This is a genomic window from Ramlibacter tataouinensis TTB310 (genome assembly GCF_000215705.1).
In the GTDB taxonomy this organism is placed as follows: Bacteria; Pseudomonadota; Gammaproteobacteria; order Burkholderiales; family Burkholderiaceae_C; genus Ramlibacter; species Ramlibacter tataouinensis.
Genome location: NC_015677.1, coordinates 2828287 through 2853914, shown reverse-complemented (window position 1 = coordinate 2853914; position 25628 = coordinate 2828287). Strand labels below are relative to the sequence as shown.

Sequence of the window (25628 nt, the reverse complement as noted above, 5' to 3'; positions counted from 1 at the left end):
CCGGCGCATGGTAGCCCTTGGCAGAATGCGCAGCTTTGCCGTTTTCGCCTCGCATGACCGCCTCCCGTCTTCCCGCCCCGTTGCGCGCCTGGCTGTCGCACTTGTGGCCGGCCCCCGTGGCCATCGACACGCGCGAGCGCTGGCGCATGGTGGCCGGCGCCGCGCTGGGCATGCTGCTGGCCGCCTGGGCCAGCCGCTGGCTGGCCGGCACCTCGCCCGCGGGCGCCTGGCTGGTGGCGCCGCTGGGCGCTTCCGCCGTGCTGGTGTTCGGCGTGCCCGCCAGCCCGCTGGCCCAGCCCTGGGCGGTGGTGGGCGGCAACACCGTCTCGGCCCTGGTGGGCATCGCCTGCGCCCGCCTGCTGCCCGACGCGGCCATGGCCGCCGGCGTGTCGGTGGCGGGAGCCATCGCCGTCATGCTGGCGCTGCGCTGCCTGCACCCGCCCGGCGGCGCCTCGGCGCTGCTGATGGTGCTGACCGGCACCACCGCCTTCCGCCATGCACTGTTCCCGGTGCTGGTCAACTCGCTGCTGCTGGTGGCCGCCGGCATGCTCTACAACAGCCGCACCGGGCGCGCCTATCCGCACGCCCAGCTGCCGCCGGCCGGCGGGCAGCCGCGCAGCCGCTTCAGCGCGGCTGACCTGGACGCCGCGCTGGCCCGCTACAACCAGGTGCTGGACGTCCCGCGCGACGACCTGCAGGCGCTGCTGGCGCAGGCCGAGGCCGCGGCCTACCAGCGCACCCTGGGCGAGCTGCGCTGCGCCGACGTGATGACCCGCGAGCCGCTGGCCGTGTCCTTCGGCGCCCCGCTGGCCGAGGCCTGGTGGCTGATGCGGCAGCGGCGCATCAAGGCCCTGCCGGTGGTGGACCCGACCCGGCGCATCGTGGGCATCGTGACGCTGGCCGACTTCATGCGGCATGCCGACCTGGACCGGCACGAGGGCCTGGGCGAGCGCCTGCGCGCGCTGCTGCGCGCCAGCGGCCTGACGCATTCCGGCCGGCCCGAGGTGGTGGGGCAGATCATGACGCGGCAGGTGCGCGTGGCCAGCCAGGACCGCCTGCTCAGCGAGCTGATCCCGCTGTTCTCCGAGGGCGGGCACCACCACATCCCCATCATCGACGGCGAGCAGCGGCTGGCGGGCATCATCACCCAGACCGACCTGGTGCGGGCCCTGTACCGGGCGGTTCAGCCCTCGGCCTGAGCGCCGCGGCTTCCGCCGGCGGCATCGTCGTCGGTCTCGGTGCGCACCCGCGGCAGGCAGTGCGGGTACTCGCGCGCCAGGAAGGTGAGCAGGTCCTCGCGCACGCGGCAGCGCAGGTCCCACAGCTTGCCGGCGTTGGCGGCCGAGACCAGCACGCGCACCTGCATCGCGCGCTCGGTGGCCTCCTGCACCTGCACCGCGAACACGCGCTTGTCCCACTCGGGGGCCGCCTCCACCACCTTCCTGGCCTGGCCGCGCAGCACGTCCATGGGCGTGGTGTAGTCCAGGTGCAGCACCACCAGCCCCAGCAGCTGCGAGGTGTTGCGGGTCCAGTTCTCGAAGGTGTTCTCGATGAACCACTGCAGCGGGATGATCATCCGCCGGTCGTCCCAGATGCGCAGCACCACGTAGGTGCCGGTGATCTCCTCGACCCGGCCCCATTCGCCCTTGACGATGAGCACGTCGTCCAGCCGGATCGGCTGCGCCAGCGCCAGCTGCAGGCCGGAGATCAGGTTGGCGAAGACCGGCCGCGCGGCCAGGCCGGCCACGATGCCCAGCACGCCGGCCGAGGCCAGCAGGCTGGCGCCGACCTGGCGCGCGCCGGGAAAGGTCATGAGCGCCATGGCCGCGCCCGCGACCAGCACCACCGATTGGGCCGAGCGCGAGAGCACGCGGGCCTGGGTGTGGATGCGCCGCGCCTGCAGGTTGTCCTCCTCGGTGACCGGGTGATGCGCGATCACGCCTTCGGCGAAGCCCGAGATCAGGGACATCAGCCACCAGGTGAGCGCGGCGATCAGCAGCAGCGCGTTGACGTGGCGCACGCCGTCGATCAGCTCCAGCGAGTTGGGCGCGATCTGCCAGACCACCTGCAGCGCGATCAGCGGCAGGGCTGCGCCGGCCGGCTTGTCGACGGCGCTGAGGACGGAGTGGATGACCGGCGCCCCCCGGCTGGCCCGGCCCAGCACCGCGCGGCCCGCGTGGTGCAGCACGATCGCCCCCAGCACGGCCAGCAGCGCCAGCAGCGCGATCGCGGTCCAGGGTCGGTTCTGGAGCAGCTCGGGCACCATGCGCGAGCCGGCGCCTACTGCCCGTCGTCCAGCGTGGCCGATGGCCGGGTGTCCGGCGCCACCAGGTCGGCGGCGGCCGCCTGGCGCACCTGGGCCTTCTCGCCGGCGCTGGCGAACTTGCTGTACTTGGAGAGCATGGCCACCAGCTGCCCGTAGACGCGCGGGTTGCCGGCCACGCATTCCTTCTGCTCGAGGAAGTCGGACTCCCCGGTGAAGTTGCCGATCAGCCCGCCGGCCTCGGTCACCAGCAGCGAGCCGGCCGCCACGTCCCAGGGCGACAGGCCGGTCTCGAAGAAGCCGTCGGTGAAGCCGGCGGCGACGTAGGCCAGGTCCAGCGCGGCGGCGCCGGGGCGGCGCATGCCGGCGGTGCGCTGCATCACCTCGGCCATCATGCGCAGGTAGTTGTTGAAGTTGTCGCCGGGGCGGAACGGGAAGCCGGTGGCGATCAGGCACTGGCGCAGGTCGGTGCGCTTGCTCACGCGGATGCGCCGCTCGTTGAGGTAGGCGCCGCGGCCGCGCGTGGCGGTGAACAGGTCGTTGCGCGTGGGGTCGTAGATGACGGCCTGCTCGACGCGGCCCCTGACCAGCAGCGCGATGCTGACGCAGTAGACCGGGAAGCCGTGGATGAAGTTGGTGGTGCCGTCCAGCGGGTCGATGACCCAGACGAAGTCGGAGCCCTGCTTGCCGTGCGTCTTGCCCGATTCCTCGGCCCAGATGGCGTGGTCGGGGTAGGCCGTCAGCAGCGTCTCGATGACCGCCGCCTCGCTGGCATGGTCCACCTCGGTCACGAAGTCGTTCACCTGCTTCTGCGAGATGCGCACCGACTCGACGTCGAGGGCGGCGCGGTTGATGATGGCGCCGGCGGCGCGTGCGGCCTTGATGGCCACGTTGAGCATGGGGTGCAGGTTGGACGACATGGATTGTTAAGGCGAAGAACGCGCCTTGCGTGCTGCGAAGGCGGGGCGGGCCGCCCGGCGATGCGGACAGCGACAATAGCGCGATTCTACTTTTCCGTGTGTGAAGACGCGTTTCATCCTCATCCAGACCAGCCATGCGGGCAACGTCGGCGCGGCCGCGCGCGCCCTCAAGGTGATGGGCTTCGACGAGCTGGTGCTGGTGGCCCCGCGCTGGGACAACGTACTCCACCGCGAGGAGTGCATCCAGCGCGCCAGCGGCGCCCTGGACGTGCTGGAGAAGGCCCGCATCGTGGCCACGCTGGACGATGCGCTCGACGGCGTGAGCCACCTGTGCGCGACCGCGATGACGCCGCGCGACTTCGGCCCGCCCACGCGCGCGCCGCGCGAGCACCTGGCACGGCTGGCCGCGTCGTCGCCGCCGCCGCAGGGCGTGGCCTTCCTGTTCGGCCCGGAGCGCTTCGGCATGAGCAACGAGGACGTCTACCGCTGCCACGTGGCCCTCTCCATCCCCGCCAACCCGGCCTTCGGCTCGCTGAACTTGGCCGCTGCGATCCAGGTCATCGCCTACGAATGGCGCCAGGCGCTGGGCGGCTATGCGGTGCAGCCGGCGGCGGCCGAGGCGGCGCCGGCCGACGCGCAGGCCGTGGCCGGCATGCTGGCGCACTGGGAGCGGGCCCTGGTGGACATCGGCTTCCTCGACCCGGGCTCGCCCAAGAAGCTGATGCCGCGCCTGAACCAGCTGTTCAACCGCGCGCAACCGACGGCCGAGGAAATCCACATCCTGCGTGGTGTCGCCAAGGCGATGTCGCAAGCAGCCGCCGGACGCAAGCCTTAGACTGGACCGTCAGAACGATAGAACGACCGCCCATGTTCAGCCGCCTGCGCTCCGACATCCAGTGCATCCTCGACCGCGACCCCGCCGCGCGCAGCACCTGGGAGGTGGTGACCTGCTACCCCGGCCTGCACGCGCTGATGATGCACCGCGCCTCGCACTGGCTGTGGATGCGCGGCCTGCGCTGGCTGGCACGCTTCATCTCGCTGGTCTCGCGCTGGCTCACCGGGGTCGAGATCCACCCCGGCGCGAAGATCGGCGATGGCGTGTTCATCGACCATGGCATGGGCGTCGTCATCGGCGAGACCGCCGAGATCGGCGACGGCTGCACCATCTACCAGGGCGTCACCCTGGGCGGCACCTCGCTGACCAAGGGCGCCAAGCGGCACCCGACCCTGGGCCGCAACGTGGTGGTGGGCGCCGGCGCCAAGGTGCTGGGCGGCTTCACCGTGGGCGACAACGCCGCGGTGGGCTCCAACGCAGTGGTGACCAAGCCGGTGCCGGCCGGCGCCACGGCCGTGGGCATCCCGGCGCGCATCATCCAGGCCGAGGACTCGGCGCGGCGCGAGGAGGCGGCCAGCAAGATGGGCTTCTCGGCCTATGGCGTCACGGCCAGCGACGACCCGCTGTCGCAGGCCATGCGCGGCCTGATCGACAACGCCTCCTCGCAGGAGCACCAGATCGCGCTGCTGTGGCAGGCGGTGGAGAAGCTGTCGGACGTCCGGCGCACCGAGGGCTGCGTGCCGCAGGACGCGGCCCTCAAGGAAAGCTTCGAGGCCGACAAGCTGACCCAGTTGGTCGGCAAGTAGGATCGAGGCAGTTGGCCTGGATCGTCATGCGGCGCCTCCCGGGTGTGCATCGGCGGCGAAGGGGTTGGGGCCTGGCGTGTTGTCCATGCCATAGCGCCGGTACTGCTCCGCAGTCAGGCCCGGCGGGGGCGTGGCGCCTTTGGGCGGAATGACACGCTCGGGCGCGGGCATGGCGTTCTCGATCACGGCCAGTTCCAGGCCGGCCGGCGTGTAGCCGTTGAGGAACACCGCCGTCTCGCTGTCCACACGAAAGGCATGGCGCGTGTTGCGCGGCACGAAGACGAAGTCGCCTCGATGGGCCACCTTGATGTCCTCGCCGACGAGGAAAGTGATCTCGCCCTCGACCATGTAGAAATGCTCGTCCGACCAGGTGTGCTTGTGGGGAGGCGCGCCCGCGCCCTTGGGCAAGGTCTCGTGCATCAGCGAGTAGCGCCCGCCCGTGTCGGCGCCGTCGGCCAGCACCACCCACAGGATGTCGAGCCACCAGTAGGCCGGCGCGGTGTCGACGTTGCGGACGAATGCGAGGGAGCCGGGAACGGCGGGCAGCTCAGGCGTGTACGTCATGACCGTTCTCCTTGGCGTGCAACGAAATCAGCGAAACCTTGGAGCTTGAGGTCGCCGTAGCGGTCGTTCTGCAAGCCGGTCAGCGCGGTCTGCCCATTGGTCATGTACAGCAGGTAGGCGAGCATCACCTGCTGGTGCGGGTCGGCCTGGGCCATCAGGGCGCGCAGGTCCGCCTCCGAGCCGAGCGAGACGGGCCTGATCGGGCGGCCGGACTGTCGGGCGACGATTTCGCCCGCTTGGCGAAACGAGACGCGGTCGCCGGCAAAGGCGAACTTCCCTGCGGCAAGCGCCCGGTCGAGCGCGGCCCGGGCCACCATCCGCGCGGTGTCCTCGACACTGGTCACCTCGACCGGGCGGTGGCCGTCGCCGAAGAAGCTCACCGTGCCCGCCTCCAGGTCGATAGCGCCCTTGCCCGGCATGAACAGCTCCATGAACCCGCCCTGGAGCACGTTGACCTGCTCCAGGCCGGTCTCGGCGATGCGGGCATCGGCCTGCGCCCGCATGTCGAACATCGTGTGCTCGCCGGGTGTGGCCTTGAACAGGTCGAGCGCGTAGTCGGACGGCAGGATGCGCCGCACGGCGTTGCGCTTGCCGATCTCCGCCAGCCTGACCTGGCCCTCAACGATGACTTCGGGCCCGCCCTGGACGGCCGAGACGATGACGTCGACGCCACGAGTCGCACGGTCGAGCGAAGCGGCATCGGAGAGGTCGCCCGCGACCACCTCGGCGCCCTTGGCCGCGAGTGGGTCCAGCACCTCCTTCTTGCCGTGAGGGTCTCGCACCAGCAGGCGCACGCGCGCCTGCGGGCTTCTGACGAGATGATGGGCAATGCGACGGCCGAGCATGCCGGTCGCACCGACGATCAGAACAGTTTGGGTCATGGGAAGTCCTTGGTTGGGGTGATTCCAATCTAGGGCGTTCCACCGTTATCGACTAGACGTGTAATGTTGGACGAACCGTTCCAATATTGGAACGCCTGGAGGTGCCTCCCGCCATGCTTGAACTCCATGAACTGCGTGCCTTCTCGCGCATTGCCGATCTCGGCAGCATCTCCGGCGCTGCGCGCGCGCTCGGGTTGCCCAAGTCGTCGCTCAGTCGCTCGCTGGCAAAGCTGGAAGCGTCGGTGGGCGCCGCGCTGGTCGAGCGGTCGACGCGCCACCTGCGGCTGACCGACGCGGGCCATCTGCTGCAGCGGCATGCCCGCCGCATCCTGGACGATGTCGGCGAGGCAGAGAATGCGATCGGCGGCCTGGTGGGCAAGCCGCGCGGCGACCTGCGGGTCAGCGTGCCGTTCACCTTCGCCGCCGGGCCCTTGGCGTCCATGCTGCCGGGCTTCGTGTTGCGCTACCCCGAGGTGCGGGTGGTGCTCAGCGTCAGCAACCGCCAGATCGATCTGCTGGCGGAGGAGGCGGACATCGCCATCCGGATCGGCCCGCTGCCCGACTCCGAATTGATCGCGCGTCGGCTTGCCAGTTTCAGCTTATGGCCGTGTGCCAGCCCGCGCTACCTGGCGAACGGCCCGGCCATCGAGCAACCGACGGATCTGCTGCAGCACCGCCTGATTGCCCATGCCGACCGGCGCCAGCGGTGGGCGTTCCGCAAGGCAGGCGGCGCGCTGCACGACATCGAATTCGAGGCCGGCACCGTGGTTCCCGAGCCGGATGTCGTGCGCACCATGCTGGTGGGGCACGCCGGCATCGGCCTGTTGCCGGACTTCCATGCGGAAGCCGAGATCGCGGCCGGACGGCTGCTGCGCGTGCTGCCGGCGTTCGACTGCAGCTCGGTGGACGTGCACGCCCTGTACCCGAGCCACCGCAGCCTGTCGGCCAAGGTGCGCGTGTTCATCGACTCCCTGGTCGCGCACCTGGGACGCGGCGGCCCGCTTGGCAGCGCCGGAGATGCCGGCGCTGCGACTTGAGAAGAGAAGCCCCCGCCCTCAGCGCGAGGCCGCCAGCGCCCGCTCCAGCACGTCGCCCGCCCGCAGGCACAGCGCATCGCGCCGCGGCGGCGCGATCACCTGCAGCCCCATGGGCAGCCCCTTCACCCCCGTTCCGCCCGCCACGTTCAGGCAGGGCAGGCCCAGCAGGGTCCAGGCCCGGTTGAAGCTGGAGGAGCCGGTGGACGCGGCCGACAGGGGCGGCGGCTCGTCGGGCGCGCTGGGCGTGACCAGCACGTCCACGCTGTCGAACAGCGTCAGTGCCGTGCGCCGGCCCACGCCGGTCGACTGCTGGGCCTGGTGGTAGGCGGCATCGCTGACCGCGCGCGCCGACGCCAGGTAGTCGCGCAGCACCGGCGACAGCGCGTCCGCATGGAACTCGTATTCGTCGGCCAGGGCCCGGGCGGCCTCCCAGCCCTGCACCGCGTCGTGCGCATGGAACACCTCGGCCATCCAGCCGGGCAGGGCGACGTCGTGCATCGTGGCGCCGGCAGCCTGCAGCGCGCTGCGGCCCTGGTTGAGCGCTTGCGCCGCGCTCGGCGTGGTCTCGCCCCAGGGGAAGCGGTCGACGAAGCCGAAGCGCAGCGCGCCGCCGTTGGACGCGGCGCTGGCGCCGGTACCCAGCCCGGCCTGGTCGGCCCAGGGCTGGCCGGCGATGGCCTGCGCGCCGCGGGCCAGCTCGGCCACCGTGGGCGCGAACAGCCCCACCGTGTCCAGCGACCAGGAGAAGGGCTTGAGGCCTGCCGTGGGCAGTACTGCGAAGCTGGGCTTGAAGCCTGCCACGCCGCAGTAGGACGCCGGGCGGATCACCGAGCCGCCGGTCTGCGTGCCGACGGCCAGCGGAACCAGGCCCGCTGCAACGGCGGCCGCCGAGCCGGCCGAGGAGCCGCCGGGCGTGTGGCCGGCCGAGCGCGGGTTGCGGGTGGCGGCCGGGTGCAGGAAGGCGAACTCGGTGCTGCTGCTCTTGCCGACCACCACGCCGCCGGCGCGGCGGATGGCCTGCACCATGGCGGCATCGAAGCGCGGACGGTGCCCGTTGAACAGGGCCGAGCCGTAGGCCGTGGGCAGGTGCGCGGTGTCGAAGATGTCCTTGACCGCCACCGGCAGGCCGCCCAGCGCGCCGCCGCCGGCCAGCGCGCGGTCCAGCTCGACCTGCAGGCCGGTGCGGTCATGCAGGGCGACGAAGGCGCCGATACCGGCATCGCGCCGCGCGATGTCGTCCAGCGTGCGTTCCAGGTGGGCAAAGGTCTGCTCGCGGTTCATGCCGGCGCTCCTTTCGCGCGGACCGCGGACTTGGGCCGGAACGCCTTGCACACGGCGTCGTCGGTTTCCAGGTAGGGGCCGCCGATCAGGTCGATGCAGTAGGGCACGGCGGCGAAGATGCCGGGCACCACCGGCTGGCCCTGCGCGTCCTTCAGGCCTTCCAGGGTTTCCTGGATGGACTTGGGCTGGCCGGGCAGGTTGATGATCAGGCTGCGGCCGCGGACCACCGCGACCTGCCGCGACAGGATGGCCGTGGGCACGAACCTCAGGCTGATCTGGCGCATCTGCTCGCCGAAGCCGGGCATCTCCTTGTCCGCCACGGCCAGCGTGGCCTCCGGCGTCACGTCGCGCGGGGCCGGCCCGGTGCCGCCGGTGGTGAGCACCAGCGCGCAGCCGGCATCGACCAGCTCGACCAGGGTGGCGCTGATGCGCTCCTTCTCGTCGGGGATCAGGCGCGCCTCGAATGCGAGGGGGTTGCGCAGCGCGCGCGCGAGCCAGTCCTTCAGCGCGGGCAGGCCCTTGTCCTCGTAGACGCCGCTGGAGGCGCGGTCGCTGATGGACACGATGCCGACGCGCACGGGGTCGAATGCCTCATTCATGGGTGTCCTCCTGGGTGTCTTCGTCCACGGGGGTGTCGCCGGCGCCGGCCAGCTGCTGGCGCACCAGCTGGAAGATCTCGCGATAGGCCCGGCCCTGGCGCGGCGCCAGCCCGCGCGAGACCGCGTCGGCATCGGCCGGCCCGCGGTCCTTGCGGGCCTGGCGCACCAGCGCGCGCAGCTGCTGCGCGTCGGTCGCGGGGTGCAGCTGCAGCCACTCGCCCACGGCCTCGTCGCGCTCGATCAGCGCATCGCGCCAGCGCTCGGCCTCGTGCAGGGCCAGCGTCTCGCGCGCCGAGCCCTGGTGCTGCTCGTCCAGCGCGGCCCGCACGGCCGCGAGCAGGTCCTCGTCCAGCCCGCGCATCAGCTTGCCGATGTACTGCATCTGGCGGCGCCGGCCCTCGAAGTTGCTGATGCGGCGCACCTCGTCCAGCGCGTCGAGCAGCTTGTCGGGCAGCTGCAGGCGCTCCATCAGGACAGGGCGCAGCTCCAGCAGCGCCTCGCCCAGCTTCTGCAGCTCGGTGCTCTCGCGCTTGAGGTCGGTCTTGCTGATCTCGCTGCCCTTGAGCTCGGCCTTGAGCTGCAGGTCCAGCTCGCTGCCTTCGGCCACGAACTGGCCGCGCACGAAGTAGCCTTTTTTGGGTTTGCGTGGCATGGGGGATGGAAGGCCCGCGCAGGGGCTGCACGAATGGTTGCGCAAGGGCGGCAAGTATCATAGCCCCGCCATGAACACACCCGATGCACGTGCCGCCGAACGCGGCTTCAGCTACAGCCGCGCCTATTTCGAACAACTGGTCGACACGGCCCTGGCCCATGCGAAGAAGCTGGGCGCCACCGATGCCGGCGCCGAGGCGTCGGAGGGCTGCGGCCTGTCGGTGTCGGTGCGCAAGGGCGAGCTGGAGAACGTGGAGCGCAACCGCGACAAGTCCCTGGGCGTGACCGTGTACATCGGCCAGCGCCGCGGCAACGCCAGCACCTCCGACTTCTCCGAAGCCGCCATCGCGCAGACCGTGCAGGCGGCCTACGACATCGCCCGCTTCACCGCCGAGGACCCGGTGGCCGGCCTGCCGGACGCTGGCGACATCGCGCCGCCCGAGGAGCAGCCCGACCTGGACCTGTTCCATCCCTGGGACATCGACAGCGAGCGCGCGGCGCGGATCGCGCTGGCCTGCGAGGCGGCGGCCTTCAAGACCGACCGCCGCATCACCAACAGCGAGGGCGCGGGCGTGTCGGCGCAGCAAAGCCATTTCTTCAGCGCCCACACGCGGGGGTTCCGCGGCGGCTATGCCAGCTCGCGCCACTCCGTCTCGGTGGCGCCCATCGCCGGCCGCGGCGACAACATGCAGCGCGACGCCTGGTACAGCTCCATGCGTTCGGCCGACGAGCTGTCCGCGCCCGAGGCCATCGGCCGCTACGCCGCCGAGCGTGCGCTGGCGCGCCTGGGCTCGCGCAAGATCAGCACCCGCGAATGCCCGGTGCTGTTCGAGTCGCCGCTGGCGGCGGGCCTGCTGGGCGCCTACGTGCAGGCCACCAGCGGCGGCTCGCTGTACCGCCGCAGCAGCTTCCTGATCGACTCGCTGGGCAAGCAGGTCTTCCCGGCGCATGTGGACGTGACCGAGGACCCGCACCAGAAGCGCGGCAAGGGCAGCGCCGCGTTCGACGAGGAGGGCGTGCGCACCACGCCGCGCAAGGTGGTGGACGCCGGCCGGGTGGAGGGCTATTTCCTGTCCAGCTACTCGGCGCGCAAGCTGGGCATGAAGACCACCGGCAACGCCGGCGGCTCGCACAACCTGGCGCTGACCTCGCGCCTGACCCAGCCCGGCGACGACCTGCCGGCCATGCTGCGCAGGCTGGGCACCGGCCTGTTCGTGATCGAGCTGATGGGGCAGGGCGTGAACTACGTGACCGGCGACTACTCGCGCGGCGCCAGCGGCTTCTGGGTGGAGAACGGCCAGATCGCCTTCCCGGTGCAGGAGATCACCATCGCCGGCAACCTCAAGGACATGTTCGCCGGCATCGACGCGGTGGGCGCCGACACCTACAACTACGGCGCCAAGACCGTCGGCTCGGTGCTGGTCAACCGGATGAAGGTGGCGGGCAGCTGAGTCGCGCGGTGTCCCGCCCCGTCCGCGTCGCCGCCGTTTCCTACCTCAACGCCAAGCCGCTGCTGGCCGGGCTGCAGGCCCTGCCGGCCGGCGAGGTCGAGCTGCGGCTGGAGGTGCCCGCGCGGCTGCCCGGGCTGCTGGCCGCCGGCGAGGCCGACGTCGCGCTGCTGCCGGTGGCGGCGCTGCCGCGCATCCCGGGTGCTTACGCGGTCGGCACGCACGGCATCGCCGCCGACGGGCCGGTCGCTTCGGTCGCTCTGTTCAGCCAGGTGCCGATGACGCAGATCGAGGAGGTGCTGCTGGACCACCAGTCCTGCACCTCGGTGGCGCTGGTGCAGCTGCTGCTGGCCGGCCACTGGCGCCGCCAGGTGCGCTTCTCGGCGGCGCAGGAGGGCTACATCGACCGGATCGCCGGAACGCGCGCCGGTGTGATCATCGGCGACCGGGCCATGACCCAGGGCGCGCGCTTTTGCCACAAGTGGGACCTGGCGCAGGTCTGGAAGGAATGGACCGGCCTGCCCTTCGTCTTCGCGGCCTGGGCGGCGGTGCGGCCCCTGCCGGAAGGCTTCGTGCAGCGTTTCGACGAGGCCAATGCCGCCGGCCTGGAGCGCCTGGACGAGATCGCCGACGCTCATGCCGCGCAGGCCGGCTACGACCTGCGCACCTACTACCGCGACCACCTTCGCTTCCGGCTGGACGGACGCATGCGCCAAGGGCAGGCGTTGTTCCTGGAGCGGCTGGCTAGCCTGCCGCCAGTGCAGCCTTGACCGCCGCCGACACCTGCCCCATGTCGGCCTTGCCGGCCAGGCGCTGCTTGGCGGCGCCCATGACCTTGCCCATGTCGCCCGGCCCCTTGGCGCCCACCTCGGCAACGATGGCGCGCACCTGCGCGGCCACCTCGTCGGCCGACAGCCGCGCCGGCAGGTAGGCCTGCAGCACCGCCATCTCGGCCGACTCCTTGTCGGCCAGGTCCTGGCGGCCGGCCTTCTGGAAGGCGTCGATGCTGTCCTTGCGCTGCTTGATGAGCTTGTCGACGATGCCCACCACGGCCGCATCGTCCAGCTCGATGCGCTCGTCCACCTCCTTTTGCTTCATCGCGGCCTGCAGCAGCCGGATGGTGCCCAGGCGCTCAGTTTCCCTGGCGCGCATGGCGGCCTTCATGTCGTCGTTGATGCGTTGCTTGAGGGACATGGCAGAGCTCCTGTGGGTGTCGGAAAAGGCGAAAGGCCCGCGCGGGCGTCCCCGGACGGGCCTTGGGGCCGCGAACGGCCGGCGCTGGCTACAGGCCTTGGAAGCTTCCTGGGCCGAAGCTCAATAGAGCTTCTTCGGCAGTTGCATGCTGCGCACGCGCTTGTAGTGGCGCTTGACGGCGGCGGCCTTCTTGCGCTTGCGCTCGGCGGTGGGCTTCTCGTAGAACTCGCGGGCGCGCAGCTCGGTCAGCAGGCCCAGCTTCTCGATGGTGCGCTTGAAGCGGCGCAGGGCCACGTCGAACGGCTCGTTTTCCTTGACACGAATGGTCGTCATGCGTTTGTTTGGATCCAATGGGTGCCGCAAGAAGATCGGGCTTGCAGCGGGGGTCCCCGGCTTGAACGGTGATCAGAGGCCGCCGGGGTTTGCCAGCAAAGCCCGCGATTATAGCGGGGCTTGTCCCGGCCGCAACCGGGGCTTGCCAGCCCCTGCGAGTCACCGGATGCGCTCGGCCAAGGCCTGCGCGCAAGCCCAGCCGCTGGACCAGGCCCACTGGAAGTTGTAGCCGCCCAGCCAGCCGGTGACGTCCACCACCTCGCCGATGAAGTACAGCCCCGGCTGCCGCTGCGCTTCCAGGGTCTGGGACGACAGCTCGCGGGTGTCCACCCCGCCGGCCGTCACCTCGGCCTTGCGGTACCCCTCGGTGCCGGTGGGCACCAGCTCCCAGCCCGACAGCCGGCCGGCCAGGGCCGCCAGCGCCTTGTCCGAGGCCTCGTTCACCGGCCGCTGCCAGCCGGCGTCCTGGCGCACCCAGGCGTCGGCCAGGCGCGCGGGCACGTGGGCCGCCAGCTCGTTGGCGATGAGCTTGCGCGAGCCGGCCTTGGCCTGGCGCAGCTGGTCTTCCAGCGCCGCGCCGGGTGCCAGGTCCAGCCGCAGCGGCGCCTGCGGCCGCCAGTAGCTGGAGATCTGCAGCACCGCCGGGCCGGACAGGCCGCGATGGGTGAACAGCAGGTCCTCGTCGAAGGCCATGCGCTCCTTTTTGGATCCGGTCTCGATGCGCACCGGCAAGGACAGGCCGGCCAGCTGCGCGTAGGGCGCCCAGGCCTCGCCGTCGAAGGTCAGCGGCACCAGGGCCGGGCGCGGCTCCACCACCCGCAGGCCGAACTGGCGCGCCACGCGGTAGCCGAAGTCGCTGGCGCCGATCTGCGGGATGGACAGCCCGCCGGTGGCGACCACCAGCGCCGGCGCCGCCACCGGGCCGCCGTCGGTCTGGATCTCGTAGCGGCCGGCAGAGAACGCGATGCCGTGGACTGCGCAGGGCTGCCGGCGCTGCACGCCGCCGGCCTCGCACTCGGCCAGCAGCAGGCGGATGAAGTCCTGCGAGGATCGGTCGCCGAACAGCTGGCCCTTGTGCTTCTCGTGGTACGGGATGCCGTGGCGCTGGACCAGCGCGATGAAGTCCTGCGCCGTGTAGCGCGACAGCGCCGAGCGGCAGAAGTTCGGGTTCTCGCCCAGGAAGTGCTTGTGCGGCGCGCGCGGGTCCAGCTCGCGGTTGGTGAAGTTGCAGCGGCCACCGCCGGAGATGCGCACCTTCTCCGCCACCTGGGGCGCGTGGTCGATCAGCAGCACCTTCAGGCCCAGCTGCCCGGCGATGCCGGCGCAGAACAGGCCCGCCGCGCCGGCGCCGATGACGATGGCGTCGTAGGTCTGCATGGGGCGCGATTATCCCGTCGCAAGGCACCACTCCCTAGAATGCGCGCTCCTTCCGCATGCCTTCCCCCTCTTCCTCCGACACGCGCGGCCTGCGCGCCGCCGCCTGGGCCCTGCGCGCCCAGTTCTTCGTCTCCGGCGCGCTGTTCGCCACCTGGGGCGTGCACGTGCCCAGCGTCAAGTCGCACTACGGCCTGGGCGAGCAGTCGCTGGCGGTCGCCATGCTGGCGGCCGGCGTGGGCGCCATCGCCGCGCTGCTGCAGGCCGGGCGCATCGTCGCGCGCCACGGCCCGCGTCGCGTCGCGCTGGCCATGGGCGTGCTCAGCGCAGCCTGCATAGGCGCGCTGCTGGCTTCCCGGAGCTACGGGGCCCTGCTGGGGGTGATGCTGGCCTATGGTGCCTCGGCCAGCCTGTTCGACGTGGCCATCAACGCCGAGGCCAGCGAGATCGAGCGCCGCGCGGCGCGGCCGCTGATGAGCGGCTTCCACGGCATGTTCAGCCTGGGCGGCATGGTGGGCGCGGGCGCGGGCAGCGCGCTGGCGGCGGCCCAGGTGGCCGCCGTGCCGCACCTGGCGGGTGCCGCGCTGGCCTGCAGCGCGCTGGTGCTGGCCGCCTGCGCGCGCATGCTGCCGCGCGTGGACGGGGGGCCGCAGGAAGGCACGCCACTGAGCCTGCCGCGCGGGCCGCTGGCGCTGCTGGGCCTGCTGGCGGCGATCGGGCTGGTGGCCGAGGGTGCGATGTACGACTGGAGCGTGCTGTACCTGCGCCAGGAAATAGGCACGGCCGCGGCGACGGCGGCCCTGGGCTACACCAGCTTCAGCGCCGCCATGGCCGCCGGACGCTTCGGCGGCGACGCGCTGCGGGCCCGGCTGGCGCCGGTGGCGGTGCTGCGCGGCAGCGGCACGCTGGGGGCGCTGGGCATGGCGCTGGCGCTGCTGGTGCCGCACCCGGCGGCGGTGCTGGTGGGCTTCGCGCTGGTGGGCCTGGGCTTCGCCAACATCGTGCCGGTGCTGTTCAGCGCGGCGTCGCAGGTGCCGGGCGTGTCGCCGGCGCATGGCATCGCGGCCGTGTCCTCGGCCGGCTACCTGGGCATGATGGCCGGCCCGCCGGCGATCGGCTTCATCGCCGAAGGCCGTTCGCTCGGCGCCGGCCTGGCCCTGGTGGTGCTGTTCGCCGCGGCGGTGGCGCTGGCGGCGCGGCGCGCGCTGCCGCGCTGAAGCCGGGTCAGGCTGCCCGGAAGCGCGCGTCGCTGCTCCGCGCCGCCGCGGCCAAACCGCCCAGCACGTCGCCCACCACCATGACCGAGGGGCTGGCCAGGCCTTGCCGCTCGATGGTGGCGGCCAGCGCGCCCAGGGTGGTGACGGCGTGGCGCTGGCCGGGCAGGCTGGCGTGCTGCACCACGGCCGCCGGCGTGTCGGCCGGCAGGCCTTGCAGCAGCTGGTGCTGGATGCGCGCCGCGCCGCTCACGCCCATGTAGATCACCAGGGTCAGGCGCGCCTGGTGCGCCATGGCGGCCAGCCCGGCCCAGTCGGTGTCGTGGGCACCCGGGCGCGCATGGCCGGTGACGAAGACGACGCCATGGGCATGGTCGCGGTGGGTGAGCGGCACGCCCAGCGAAGTGACGGCCGCCAGCCCCGCGGTGATGCCGTTGATGACTTCCACCTGGATGCCGGCGGCGCGCAGCTGCTCCAGCTCCTCGCCGCCGCGGCCGAAGATGAAGGGGTCGCCGCCCTTGAGCCGCACCACGTTCTCGCCCTCGCGCGCCGCCATCACCATCAGCTTGGTGATGAAGGCCTGCGGCGTGCTCTTGCAGCCGCCGCGCTTGCCGACGTGGACGATGCGCGCGCCGGGCGCGGCGTAGGCCACCACCTCGTCGCTCACCAGGTCGTCCACCAGCACCACCGTGGCGGACCGGATGGCCTTCACGGCCTTGAGCGTGAGCAGCTCGGGGTCGCCGGGGCCGGCGCCAACCAAGGTCACCTTGCCTTCTTGCACAGCCATGGTTTTCTCCCTGTTCATGATGCGACCGCCAAACGCAAGATGTGTTCCACCTGCAGGGCCAGCGACTCGGGCACCGGCTGGCGCCCTTCCAGCACCTCGCGGATGTACACGGCCGTGCCGGGCGCGTCGGTGCCGGCGGGCAGCTCGGGCAGGGCGGTGAGCGTGCCCTTGCGGCCTTCCTCCAGGGTGACGCGCCGGCCGCGCACGAAGCCGTCCATCTGCGGCAGCCGGCGCGCATCGGCCACCACCTCGCCTTCGGTGCCGCGCAGCAGCAGCGCGGTGGCACCCACGCGCTCGAACACCGCGGCCATGGAGACCGCGTACTCGGGATGGGTGTAGCTGCTGACAATGACGGCGGCGCCGTCGCCCGGGTTCATCAGCTTGACCAGGCTGTGCGCCGAGTTGCGCAGGCCGACCACGCGGCGCACGTCCAGCAGGCGCTTGAGGCCGGGGCACAGCAGCCCGGTGGGGAAGTAGGCGACCTCGCCCGGCGCCACGCCGCCGACCGCGTCACGGCTGGCCAGGTCCAGGGCCTGCAGCACCTGCGGCACGGACACCCGGCCGTCCTCGGTGGCCGTGCCGTGGATGGCCACTGCCTGGCCGCGCCGCGCCAGCAGCAGCGCCAGCAGCGGCGTGAGTACCGGCAGGCGGCGCGCGCCGTTGTAGCTGGGAAGGACCACCAGCGGCCTGCCGCCGGTTGGGATCAGCTGCATGCGCGAGCGCGTGGCGTCGAGGAAGCCCGCCATCTCCTCGGCCGTCTCGCCCTTGATGCGCATGGCCAGGCAGAAGGCGCCGACCTCCAGGTCGCTCACCGTGCCGTCCAGCACCTGGCCGAACAGGTCGGCCGCCTGCTCGCGCGCCAGCGGCCGCGCGCCGTCCTTGCCGCGGCCGATCTCCTTGATGTACTGGCTGATGCCCATGGTGACGTGAAGTGAGCCCCCGATTGTCAGGGATGGCTCATGACGCCCGGCTATTTGGCGAATGACGGCGCGGCCAGCTGGCGGACGCGCCGCCTGAGCTCGGGCAGGCAGGAGCCGCACTGGGTGCCGCAGTGCAGCCGCGCCTGCAGGGCCTGCAGGCGATCGCCCTCGGCGCCCGCGAGGTCGGCCAGGCAGCCATCGATCTGCGCGTCCGTCACGTTCAGGCAGGTGCACACCGGCCTGCCGCGCGCGGCGGTGGCCACCGGCGGCCGGGGCCCGGCCAGCAGCAGCTGGCGGCCGTAGGCCTGGGCCGGCAGCCCGTCCTGCAGCAGCGCCTTGATCCAGGCCTCGGCGCGCGTGTCGCCGGCCAGCAGGAAACCCTCCAGCCGGGTGCCCTGGCCCACGCGCGCCAGCCGCACGGCGCGGCGCTGGCCGCGGCGCGCATCGGCATAGCGCAGGGCCTCGCCGCCGGCCAGGCCGAACAGGGCCTCCAGCCGCTGCAGCAGCGCCTCGGGCGGCGCCTCGTGGGCCGCCGCGCGGAACAGCAGGCCGCAGCGCTCGCCGACGGCCGTGCCCGCGGCCGGCGCGCCGCTGGAGAACGGCACGCAGCTGGCGAAGGGAAAGGCGTCCATCAGTGCGCGCGCCTGCTCGCGTGCCGCCAGGGCCTGGTCCTCGGGCAGCCAGGCCGCGGCCAGCAGCGACCAGGGCAGCTCGGCCTTGAGGATCTTCACGGCCGCATGCTTGAGCTCCGGCTGCTTGGACGTGGGGCAGAAGGCCGAGGTGGTGAGCGCGTTGACGCCCGCCAGCCGGGCGCCGGTGCTGGAACTGCCGCCCAGGTACTCGCCGCCCCAGTGCATGGCCATGAAGGCCTGGCCCAGGCCCAGCTCGCGGCTGGCCTGCACCGGCACCACGATGGAGCCGCGCTTGCTGGTCACGTGCACCAGGTCGCCCTCGGCCAGCCCGCGCCGGTGCATGTCCTGCGGATGCAGCTGGACCACGGGTTCGGGCACGTGGCCGAACAGCCGCGCCACCGTCCCGCTGCGGCTCATGCCGTGCCACTGGTCGCGCAGCCGGCCGGTGGTCAGCGAGAACGGGTAGCGCGACTCGCGCGGCTCGGCCACGGGGCGCCAGGCCACGTCGGCGAAGCGCGCCCTGCCGTCGGGCGTGGGGAAGACGCCGTCCTCGTAGAGGCGCGCCTTGCCGGCGGGCGCGCCCTGGGGCATGGGCCATTGCTGCGGGCCTGGGTTGTCGAGCAGGGCATAGCTCAGGCCGGTGATGTCCAGGTCGCGGCCGCGGGTGCTCTCGCGGTGCTCGTTCCAGATGGCTTCGGGGTCTTCGTAGGGGAAGAGGGTCTTGCTCCTTCCTCCTGGCGGGGGAGGGAGCAGGGCCTCCAGGCGGCGCGCGAAGTCCACCACGATCCGCCAGTCGTGCCGGGCCTGGCCCGGCGGAGGCACGGCGGCGCGCACGCGGCTGATGCGGCGCTCGCTGTTGGTGACGGTGCCGGTCTTCTCACCCCAGGTGCTGGCCGGCAGCAGCAGGTCGGCGAAGTCGCAGCTGGCCGGCGTGGCGAAGGCCTCCTGCACGACGACGAACTCGGCCCGCTCCAGCGCGCGCCGCACCGTGGCCTGGTCGGGCAGGGACTGGGCCGGGTTGGTGCAGGCTATCCACAGCGCCTTCACCTCGCCGTCGGCCGCGGCCTGGAACAGCTCCACCGCCGTCTTGCCGGGTTGGTCCGGTACCGAGGGAACGCCCCAAAGCGCGGCCACCTCGGCGCGGTGCTGCGGGTTCGCCAGGTCGCGGTGCGCGGACAGCAAATTGGCCAGGCCGCCGACCTCGCGCCCGCCCATGGCATTGGGCTGGCCCGTCAGCGAGAACGGCCCGGCGCCCGGCTTGCCGATCTGGCCGCAGGCCAGGTGCAGGTTGATCAGGGCGGCGTTCTTGTCGGTGCCGCTGGTGGACTGGTTCAGGCCCTGGCAATACAGGCTGAGCGTGCCGGCACGGTGCTGCGGCTCGCCCGAGGCGCCGGTGGCGAACCAGCGCGCGGCGGTCAGCAGGTCGTCCTGCGGCACGCCGCAGACCTGCGAGACGCGCTGCGGCGTGCAGTCCCGCACCGTGGCCCTGAGCGCCTCGAAGCCCGTGGTGTGGGTGGCGATCCAGCTTGTGTCCGTCCAGCCCTCCCACAGCATCAGGTGCAGCAGGCCGTTGAACAGCATCACATCGGTGCCGGGCTGGACAGGCAGGTGCAGGTCGGCCAGTTCCGCGGTGTCGGTGCGGCGCGGATCGACCAGCACGATCCTCATCGCGGGATTCGCCGCCTTGGCCTGCTCGATGCGGCGGAACAGCACCGGGTGCGCCCAGGCCGCGTTGCTGCCGGCGATGAACAGGCAACCGGCGTGGTTGACGTCGTCGTAGCAGGCCGGCGGCGCGTCGGCGCCCAGCGTGAGCTTGTAGCCGGCCACCGCGCTGCTCATGCACAGGCGCGAGTTGGTGTCGATGTTGTTGCTGCCCACCAGGCCCTTGGCCAGCTTGTTGAAAACGTAGTAGTCCTCGGTCAGCAGCTGGCCGGAAACGTAGAAGCCAACCGCGTCGGGCCCATGGCGCGCGATGGTGCCGGCGAAGCGGTCGGCGGCGAGCTGCAGCGCATCGTCCCAGGGCAGCGGCTGCGGCGCCGCGCCGCGCTGCAGGCGCCGCATCGGCTGCAGCAGCCGCGTCTGGCGCACCACCTCGGCCGAGGCCGTCAGGTGCAGGGTCGAACCCTTGCTGCACAGGCGGCCGAAGTTGGCCGGATGCTCCGGGTCGCCGCGCACGCCGGTGATGCGCTCGCCCTGCGACTCGATGATGACGCCGCAGCCCACGCCGCAGTAGGGACAGGTGGAACGAACTTCCTTCACTGCTGCCAAGTCCCTACGGAGGCGTTTTCTGATGCTCGCAATGCGATCCGCCGCGCAGCGGCGAGATCGCAGTAGGGACAGGTGGAGCGGGTTTCCTTCATGCCCTTGCTGCGCGACGCGCCGGCCCGGCGATCGGCCGTTCGGCATCCACCGCCAGGCCGGCCAGCTCGCGCGCGTCGAGGAACACGTCGCCGCCCTCCACCCGGACCGCGAAGCGAGGCGTGCAGCCCTCGTCGGGCTGGCGCGCGCAACCATCGTCCAGGGCGATGGTCCAGTTGTGCAGCGGACAGGCGACGCTGTTGCCGAACACGATGCCCTGCGACAGCGGCCCGCCCTTGTGCGGGCAGCGGTCGAGCAGGGCGAACACCTGGTCCTGGGCGTTGCGGAACACCGCCACGTCCAGGCCCCGGGGCCGCGCCACCCGGCGCGAACCCAGCACGGGGATGTCGGCGATGCCGCAGACGCGCTGCCATGGGCTCATGGACCTGTCCTTCCTTTCTTCGTCAAGCAAGTTTGGAATACAGGCCGGTCACGTTGTCCATCACCTGCAGGATGCGCTCGCTGGTGGTGAACACATTGGCCTGGTTCTGGGCGTTGGGCGCGCCGGGCTGCAGCGTCTTGAGCGCGACCTCGAAGAACGCGAACTGGGTCTCGGCCAGGGTCAGCTCGGCCTTGATGGCAGCGGTGGCTTCGGGCGCGGACTTCAGCACCTCGTGCGCCTTGAGGAACTCCTCGCGCGCCTTGGCCATCTCGGCGGCCGAAGGCGTGGCCTGCACGCCCCAGCTGGCGCTGAGGTAGAAGGCGGCCATGCGCTGGCTGAGCATGCGCTGGCGGCCGGCGATGTTGACCAGCTTGCCCAGCGGCTTGCCGGACACGCCTTCCAGCTGCACCGTGCCCTGGTTGGCCAGCTGCAGGACCTGGCCGGCCAGCCCCAGCACGCCCTCTGCCGCGTTCTTCGAGGGCGACGCGCCGATCAGGGCGGCCTTGTAGTCGGCCCACTTGGCTTCCAGCTGCGCGTAGGTGGCGCGGATGTCCAAGGCCGGGGCGAAGGCCTTGAGCTCCACCAGCTGCCGGTCGAACAGGGCCATGGAGACGCTGAGCACCTTCTCCGCCGAATCCGCCTGGACCTTCTGCCCCAGGGCCATGTAGCTCTTGGCCAGCCTCTGGCTGAGCATGCGCTGCCGCCCCGCCTTGTTGATGGCGTCGTTGATGTCCACCACCTGCGGGATGGCCGTGCCCGGGACGAGCAGGGCCACGGGTGCGAGTTGAAGCAGGGTCCGTCGTTGCATGGGAAGTCCTTCGTTGATCGAATGGAGAGCTTTTTTTCCCTGACAACGTGTGACAGCTCATCGACGCTTCTCGTTATGCCGAGGCGCTCTCTCGCGAGATCGCTGCCGGGTGCGGTTGGAGCCGGTCGAATTGCCGACCGTCCACCGCAGCCTGGTCGAATTCGAACCAGGGGTCCGGTTCGCCGTCCAGGCTGAACTGCAGGCGCTCCCACAGGGCCTGGCGGCCCTGCGGGTCCTGCAGGATCCGCTTCTTCACATGGTCCAGGCCGACGCGGTGGAGGTAATGCACCGTGCGCTCCAGGTACCAGCCTTCCTCACGGTAGAGCTGCAGGAAGGCCCCACTGTACTCCAGCACCTCGGCGGCGGTCTTGAGCTTGACCAGGAACTGCGCCACCTCGGTCTTGATGCCGCCGTTGCCGCCGACGTAGACCTCCCAGCCGGAGTCGACGCCGATGACGCCCACGTCCTTGATGCCGGACTCGGCGCAGTTGCGCGGGCAGCCGGAGACGGCCAGCTTGACCTTGTGCGGCGCGTACATGCGCCACAGGGCGCGTTCCAGGTCCTTGCCCATCTGCGTGCTGTCCTGCGTGCCGAAGCGGCACCACTCGCTGCCCACGCAGGTCTTCACCGTGCGCAGCGCCTTGGCGTAGGCATGGCCCGAAGGCATGCCGATGTCCTTCCAGACATTCGGCAGGTCCTCCTTCTTCACGCCCAGCAGGTCGATGCGCTGGCTGCCGGTCACCTTCACGGTCGGGATCCGGTACTTGTCCACCACGTCGGCGATGCGGCGCAGCTCGGCGGCCGTGGTCTCGCCGCCCCACATGCGCGGGATCACCGAGTAGGTGCCGTCCTTCTGGATGTTGGCGTGCGAGCGCTCGTTGATGTAGCGGCTCTGCGGGTCGTCCCGCGCCTCCTTGGGCCAGGTGGACAGCAGGTAGTAGTTCAGGGCCGGGCGGCAGCTGGCGCAGCCGTCGGGCGTGCGCCAGTCCATGAACTGCCGGACCTGGGCGATGGACAGCAGGCGGTTGGCCTTGATCGCGTCGCGCACGTCCTGGTGGCCGTGGTCGGTGCAGCCGCACATCGCCTTCTTCCGGGGCGCTGCCGAGTAGTCGCCGCCGGCGGTGGACATGATGATCTGCTCGACCAGGCCGGTGCAGGAGCCGCAGCTCGCGCTGGCCTTGGTGTGCTGGCGCACGTCATGGAGGGTGAACAGGCCCTTGTCCTGGATGGCCTTGCAGATGGCGCCCTTGCTGACGCCGTTGCAGCCGCAGACCTCGGCATCGTCGGCCATGGCGGCGGGCTTGCTGTGGCCCTCGTGGCCGGTGTCGCCGATGTTCGATTCGCCGAACATCAGCTTGTCGCGGATGTCGGCGATGCTGCGGCCCTCGCGCAGCAGCTGGAAGTACCAGCGGCCGTCCACCGTGTCGCCGTACAGGCAGGCGCCCACCAGCCTGTCGTCCTGGATCACCAGCTTCTTGTAGACGCCGCCGAAGGGATCGCTCATCACGATCTCCTCGCATCCTTCGCCGCCGGTGAAGTTGCCGGCGGAGAACAGGTCGATGCCCGTGACCTTGAGCTTGGTGGAGGTGAGCGATCCGGTGTAGCGGCCGATCCCGAATTGCGCCAGGTGGTTGGCCGCCACCTTGGCCTGCTCGAACAGCGGCGCCACCAGGCCGTAGGCGATGCCGCGGTGCGCGGCGCATTCGCCCACCGCCCAGATGCGCGCGTCGGTCACGGTCTGCAGGGTGTCGTGCACCACGACGCCGCGGTTCAGGTGCAGGCCCATGGCCTGCGCCAGCTCGGTGTTGGGACGGATGCCCACGGCCATCACCACCAGCCGGGCCTCGAGCTCGCTGCCGTCCTTGAAGCGCACACCGGCCACGCGGCCGTCCTCGCCCGCCACCAGCTCCCGGGTCTGGGCGCCCAGCAGGAACTTCAGGCCGCGCTCCTCCAGGGATTGGCGCAACAGCTGGCCGGCCACTTCGTCCAGCTGCCGCTCCATCAGCCAGGGTCCGGTATGGACCACGCTGACGTCCATGCCGCGCTTCAGCAGGCCGTTGGCCGCTTCCAGGCCGAGGAGGCCGCCGCCGATGACGACCGCCTTCCTGTATCTCGCGGCGGCATCGATCATGGCCTGCGTGTCCGCGATGTCGCGGTAGGCGACCACGCCCGGCAGGTCCTTGCCCGGCACCGGCAGCAGGAAAGGGTTGGAGCCGGTGGCCAGCAGCAGGCGGTCGTAAGGCGCCTCGGTGCCGTCGGCCGCGCGAACGATGCGCCGCGCCCGGTCCACCGCGACCACCTTCTTGCCGGCATGCAGCCGGATGTCGTTGTCGCGGTACCAGTCCCACGAGTTCAGGACGATGTCCTGGAGCGTCTGCTCGCCGGCCAGCACCGGCGACAGCAGGATGCGGTTGTAGTTGGGGTGCGGCTCGGCGCCGAACACCGTGATGTCGTACATCCCGGGCGCCACCTTGAGCAGCTCCTCCAGGGTGCGCACGCCGGCCATGCCGTTGCCGACCATGACCAGCTTCCCGCGCGGCTGAACCCGCATGTCCATGGCTTCTTGTCTCCTTAGGCGGCCAGCTTCGGGGCGGGGGCCTGGCGGGTGTAGAGGAAGTCGATCACCGCCTTGCGGCAGTGCAGGTAGCGCGCGTCCTCGGCCAGCGCGACGCGGCTGCGCGGCCGCGGCAACCCGACGCTGAGGATCTCGCCGATGGTGGCGGCCGGGCCGTTGGTCATCATCACGATGCGGTCGGCCAGCAGCACGGCCTCGTCCACGTCGTGCGTGACCATGACCACGGTGCTCCGGGTGGCGGCCACGATCTGCAGCAGCTCGTCCTGCAGCCGGGCGCGGGTCAGGGCGTCCAGCGCGCCGAAGGGCTCGTCCATCAGCAGCACCTGGGGCTGCATGGACAGCGCGCGGGCGATGCCCACGCGCTGCTTCATGCCGCCCGAGATCTCGCCCGGCCGCCTGGCCGCGGCGTGACCCAGGCCGACCAAGTCCAGCGCCGCCTCGGTGCGGGCCTTGAGCTGGGCCCGGGTCTCGGCGGCGCCGAACACGCGCTCCACCGCCAGGTGCACGTTCTCGAAGCAGGTGAGCCAGGGCAGCAGCGAGTGGTTCTGGAACACCACGGCGCGCTGGGGGCCGGGGCCGGCGATCTCGCGGTTGGCGCAGATCAGGCTGCCCCGGGTCGGGCGCGTCAGGCCGGCGATCAGGTTCAGCAAGGTGGACTTGCCGCAGCCCGAATGGCCGATCAGCGCCACGAATTCGCCCTTGGCCACCGTGAGGTGGATGTCCTCGAGCGCGACGAAGGATCCGTTGGCAGTCTTGAAGGTCTGGCCCACGCCCTGGACCTGGATGTACCGGGAAGTCAGGTTCTCGTTCACGGCTTGACCTCCTCGAAGGTGAAGGCGGTGGCCAGCCTGACCAGCGCGGCCTCCAGCACCAGGCCGACGACGCCGATCACGAAGATGGCGATGATGATGTTCTTGACGTTGAGGTTGTTCCACTCGTCCCAGACCCAGAAGCCGATGCCGACGCCGCCGGTCAGCATCTCGGCGGCCACGATCACCAGCCAGGCCGTGCCCACGGCCAGGCGCACGCCGGTCAGCATGTAGGGCAGCACGGCGGGGAACAGGATGCGCGTGACGACCTTCCACTCGGACAGGTTCAGCACCCGCGCCACGTTCAGGTAGTCCTGCGGCACGCGCTGCACGCCCACCGCGGTGTTGATGATCATGGGCCAGATGGAGCAGATGAAGATGGTCCAGATCGCCGCCGGGTTGGCGCCCTTGAACACCAGCAGGCCGATCGGCAGCCAAGCCAGCGGCGACACCGGCCGCAGCAGGCTGATCAGGGGCCCGAACATCCGCGCCAGGAAGGTGAAGCGGCCGATCATGAAGCCCAGCGGGATGCCCACCAGCGCCGCCAGGCCGAAGCCCATGGCCACCCGCTTGAGCGAGGACAGCACGTTCCAGCCCACGCCCTGGTCGTTCGGGCCGTTGGAGTAGAACGGGTCGCTGAACACGCTGACGGCCTGCCGGCCGGTCTCCAGTGGCGAGGGGATGCTGCCGGCCGACTGGATGGAGACCATCTGCCACACCACGAGCAGCAGGCCCAGGCCGAACAGCGGCGGCAGCACGCGCAGCCACAGGTCGCGCCAGGCGAAGGGAGCTCTTTTCTCCCTCCCCCTCCTCCTCTCGGGGAGGGCGGGGGTGGAGGCGGTAGCAGGTTCGTTGGCAGCCTGCCCCCATCCCGACCCTCCCCCGGAAGGGGAGGGAGCGGCCGCGGGCGCGGGGCGGGGGTCGTGGAAAACGGCGCTGACCATGTGCCTGTGCCCC

At 71.4% G+C, this 25628-nt stretch carries 25 protein-coding genes; 7 read left to right on the top strand and 18 right to left on the bottom strand.

What is annotated here, in order from left to right; all coding sequences use genetic code 11:
- Positions 1–53 precede the first annotated feature (53 nt).
- Complete coding sequence (locus RTA_RS13720) at positions 54–1199, top strand: HPP family protein (RefSeq protein ID WP_013902014.1); 1146 nt, start codon at positions 54–56, stop codon at positions 1197–1199.
- Here RTA_RS13720 and RTA_RS13715 read toward each other — a convergent pair.
- Positions 1184–2266 (bottom strand): mechanosensitive ion channel family protein, encoded by a 1083-nt coding sequence (locus RTA_RS13715; RefSeq protein ID WP_013902013.1) that lies wholly within the window; start codon positions 2264–2266, stop codon positions 1184–1186. The two genes, RTA_RS13720 and RTA_RS13715, sit on opposite strands and share 16 nt — an antisense overlap.
- Before the next feature lie 14 nt (positions 2267–2280).
- The gene (locus RTA_RS13710; protein WP_013902012.1) at positions 2281–3183 is read right to left on the bottom strand and encodes an inositol monophosphatase family protein; all 903 of its coding nucleotides are present in this window, start codon (positions 3181–3183) and stop codon (positions 2281–2283) included.
- A gap of 100 nt (positions 3184–3283) precedes the next feature.
- Between RTA_RS13710 and RTA_RS13705 the strand changes: the two genes are divergently transcribed.
- On the top strand, positions 3284–4018 hold the full coding sequence (locus tag RTA_RS13705; protein ID WP_013902011.1) for an RNA methyltransferase: 735 nt from the start codon (positions 3284–3286) through the stop codon (positions 4016–4018).
- A gap of 32 nt (positions 4019–4050) precedes the next feature.
- A complete protein-coding gene (cysE, locus tag RTA_RS13700; protein ID WP_013902010.1) occupies positions 4051–4824 on the top strand; it encodes a serine O-acetyltransferase in 774 nt (257 codons plus the stop codon).
- A 24-nt stretch (positions 4825–4848) separates the two neighbouring features.
- On the opposite strand, the gene RTA_RS13695 is transcribed toward cysE, so the two are convergent.
- Positions 4849–5388, bottom strand: coding sequence for a cupin domain-containing protein (locus RTA_RS13695; protein WP_013902009.1), 540 nt, complete (start codon positions 5386–5388; stop codon positions 4849–4851).
- Complete coding sequence (locus tag RTA_RS13690; protein WP_013902008.1) at positions 5385–6269, bottom strand: NmrA family NAD(P)-binding protein; 885 nt, start codon at positions 6267–6269, stop codon at positions 5385–5387. Before RTA_RS13690 ends, RTA_RS13695 begins: the two co-directional genes overlap by 4 nt.
- Before the next feature lie 113 nt (positions 6270–6382).
- Between RTA_RS13690 and RTA_RS13685 the strand changes: the two genes are divergently transcribed.
- Entirely contained in the window at positions 6383–7306 is a 924-nt protein-coding gene (locus RTA_RS13685; RefSeq protein WP_013902007.1) for a LysR family transcriptional regulator, read from the top strand.
- 18 nt (positions 7307–7324) lie between these two features.
- Here the strand turns inward: RTA_RS13685 and RTA_RS13680 are convergent, their stop codons facing one another.
- Genes RTA_RS13680 through yjgA form a run of 3 tightly spaced genes read right to left on the bottom strand, consistent with a single transcriptional unit; the run spans position 7325 to position 9838 of the window.
- Positions 7325–8587, bottom strand: a complete 1263-nt coding sequence (locus RTA_RS13680) for an amidase (RefSeq protein WP_013902006.1) — start codon at positions 8585–8587, stop codon at positions 7325–7327.
- The gene (gene mog, locus RTA_RS13675; RefSeq protein ID WP_013902005.1) at positions 8584–9186 is read right to left on the bottom strand and encodes a molybdopterin adenylyltransferase; all 603 of its coding nucleotides are present in this window, start codon (positions 9184–9186) and stop codon (positions 8584–8586) included. Before mog ends, RTA_RS13680 begins: the two co-directional genes overlap by 4 nt.
- A complete protein-coding gene (gene yjgA, locus RTA_RS13670) occupies positions 9179–9838 on the bottom strand; it encodes a ribosome biogenesis factor YjgA (protein ID WP_013902004.1) in 660 nt (219 codons plus the stop codon). The genes mog and yjgA overlap by 8 nt, the downstream gene beginning before the upstream one ends.
- 70 nt (positions 9839–9908) lie before the next feature.
- On the opposite strand from yjgA, the gene pmbA reads away from it, so the two are divergent.
- Both pmbA and RTA_RS21015 read left to right on the top strand, forming a co-directional pair.
- On the top strand, positions 9909–11288 hold the full coding sequence (pmbA, locus tag RTA_RS13665) for a metalloprotease PmbA (protein ID WP_041675586.1): 1380 nt from the start codon (positions 9909–9911) through the stop codon (positions 11286–11288).
- A gap of 8 nt (positions 11289–11296) precedes the next feature.
- Positions 11297–12055 (top strand): menaquinone biosynthetic enzyme MqnA/MqnD family protein, encoded by a 759-nt coding sequence (locus RTA_RS21015; protein ID WP_013902002.1) that lies wholly within the window; start codon positions 11297–11299, stop codon positions 12053–12055.
- On the opposite strand, the gene RTA_RS13655 is transcribed toward RTA_RS21015, so the two are convergent.
- From RTA_RS13655 to RTA_RS13645, 3 genes are all read right to left on the bottom strand, one after another.
- Positions 12030–12479: a GatB/YqeY domain-containing protein gene (locus RTA_RS13655; RefSeq protein ID WP_013902001.1), complete on the bottom strand. Its 450-nt coding sequence runs from the start codon at positions 12477–12479 to the stop codon at positions 12030–12032. The two genes, RTA_RS21015 and RTA_RS13655, sit on opposite strands and share 26 nt — an antisense overlap.
- Before the next feature lie 120 nt (positions 12480–12599).
- Complete coding sequence (gene rpsU / locus RTA_RS13650; RefSeq protein WP_012346814.1) at positions 12600–12812, bottom strand: 30S ribosomal protein S21; 213 nt, start codon at positions 12810–12812, stop codon at positions 12600–12602.
- A gap of 159 nt (positions 12813–12971) precedes the next feature.
- On the bottom strand, positions 12972–14189 hold the full coding sequence (locus tag RTA_RS13645) for a BaiN/RdsA family NAD(P)/FAD-dependent oxidoreductase (RefSeq protein ID WP_013902000.1): 1218 nt from the start codon (positions 14187–14189) through the stop codon (positions 12972–12974).
- Between the two features lie 56 nt (positions 14190–14245).
- Here RTA_RS13645 and RTA_RS13640 point away from each other — a divergent pair, with 56 nt between their 5' ends.
- Positions 14246–15403 (top strand): MFS transporter, encoded by a 1158-nt coding sequence (locus RTA_RS13640; protein WP_041675585.1) that lies wholly within the window; start codon positions 14246–14248, stop codon positions 15401–15403.
- 7 nt (positions 15404–15410) lie between these two features.
- Here the strand turns inward: RTA_RS13640 and cobA are convergent, their stop codons facing one another.
- The 8 genes from cobA to ntrB form a co-directional block, all read right to left on the bottom strand.
- Positions 15411–16187, bottom strand: coding sequence for a uroporphyrinogen-III C-methyltransferase (cobA, locus tag RTA_RS13635; RefSeq protein WP_013901998.1), 777 nt, complete (start codon positions 16185–16187; stop codon positions 15411–15413).
- 14 nt (positions 16188–16201) lie between these two features.
- Positions 16202–17107 carry a DNA-binding protein YbiB gene (gene ybiB / locus RTA_RS13630; protein WP_013901997.1) on the bottom strand — a complete coding sequence of 302 codons (906 nt, stop codon included), beginning with the start codon at positions 17105–17107 and terminating at the stop codon, positions 16202–16204.
- A gap of 50 nt (positions 17108–17157) precedes the next feature.
- On the bottom strand, positions 17158–19998 hold the full coding sequence (locus RTA_RS13625) for a nitrate reductase (protein WP_013901996.1): 2841 nt from the start codon (positions 19996–19998) through the stop codon (positions 17158–17160).
- Positions 19999–20095: 97 nt separating this feature from the next.
- The gene (gene nirD / locus RTA_RS13620) at positions 20096–20479 is read right to left on the bottom strand and encodes a nitrite reductase small subunit NirD (protein WP_013901995.1); all 384 of its coding nucleotides are present in this window, start codon (positions 20477–20479) and stop codon (positions 20096–20098) included.
- A 22-nt stretch (positions 20480–20501) separates the two neighbouring features.
- On the bottom strand, positions 20502–21287 hold the full coding sequence (locus RTA_RS13615) for a type IV pili methyl-accepting chemotaxis transducer N-terminal domain-containing protein (RefSeq protein WP_013901994.1): 786 nt from the start codon (positions 21285–21287) through the stop codon (positions 20502–20504).
- A 73-nt stretch (positions 21288–21360) separates the two neighbouring features.
- Positions 21361–23844: a nitrite reductase large subunit NirB gene (nirB, locus tag RTA_RS13610; RefSeq protein ID WP_013901993.1), complete on the bottom strand. Its 2484-nt coding sequence runs from the start codon at positions 23842–23844 to the stop codon at positions 21361–21363.
- Positions 23845–23858: 14 nt separating this feature from the next.
- On the bottom strand, positions 23859–24674 hold the full coding sequence (locus RTA_RS13605; protein WP_013901992.1) for an ABC transporter ATP-binding protein: 816 nt from the start codon (positions 24672–24674) through the stop codon (positions 23859–23861).
- Entirely contained in the window at positions 24671–25615 is a 945-nt protein-coding gene (gene ntrB, locus RTA_RS13600) for a nitrate ABC transporter permease (RefSeq protein ID WP_081466277.1), read from the bottom strand. The genes RTA_RS13605 and ntrB overlap by 4 nt, the downstream gene beginning before the upstream one ends.
- Positions 25616–25628: the final 13 nt, after the last annotated feature.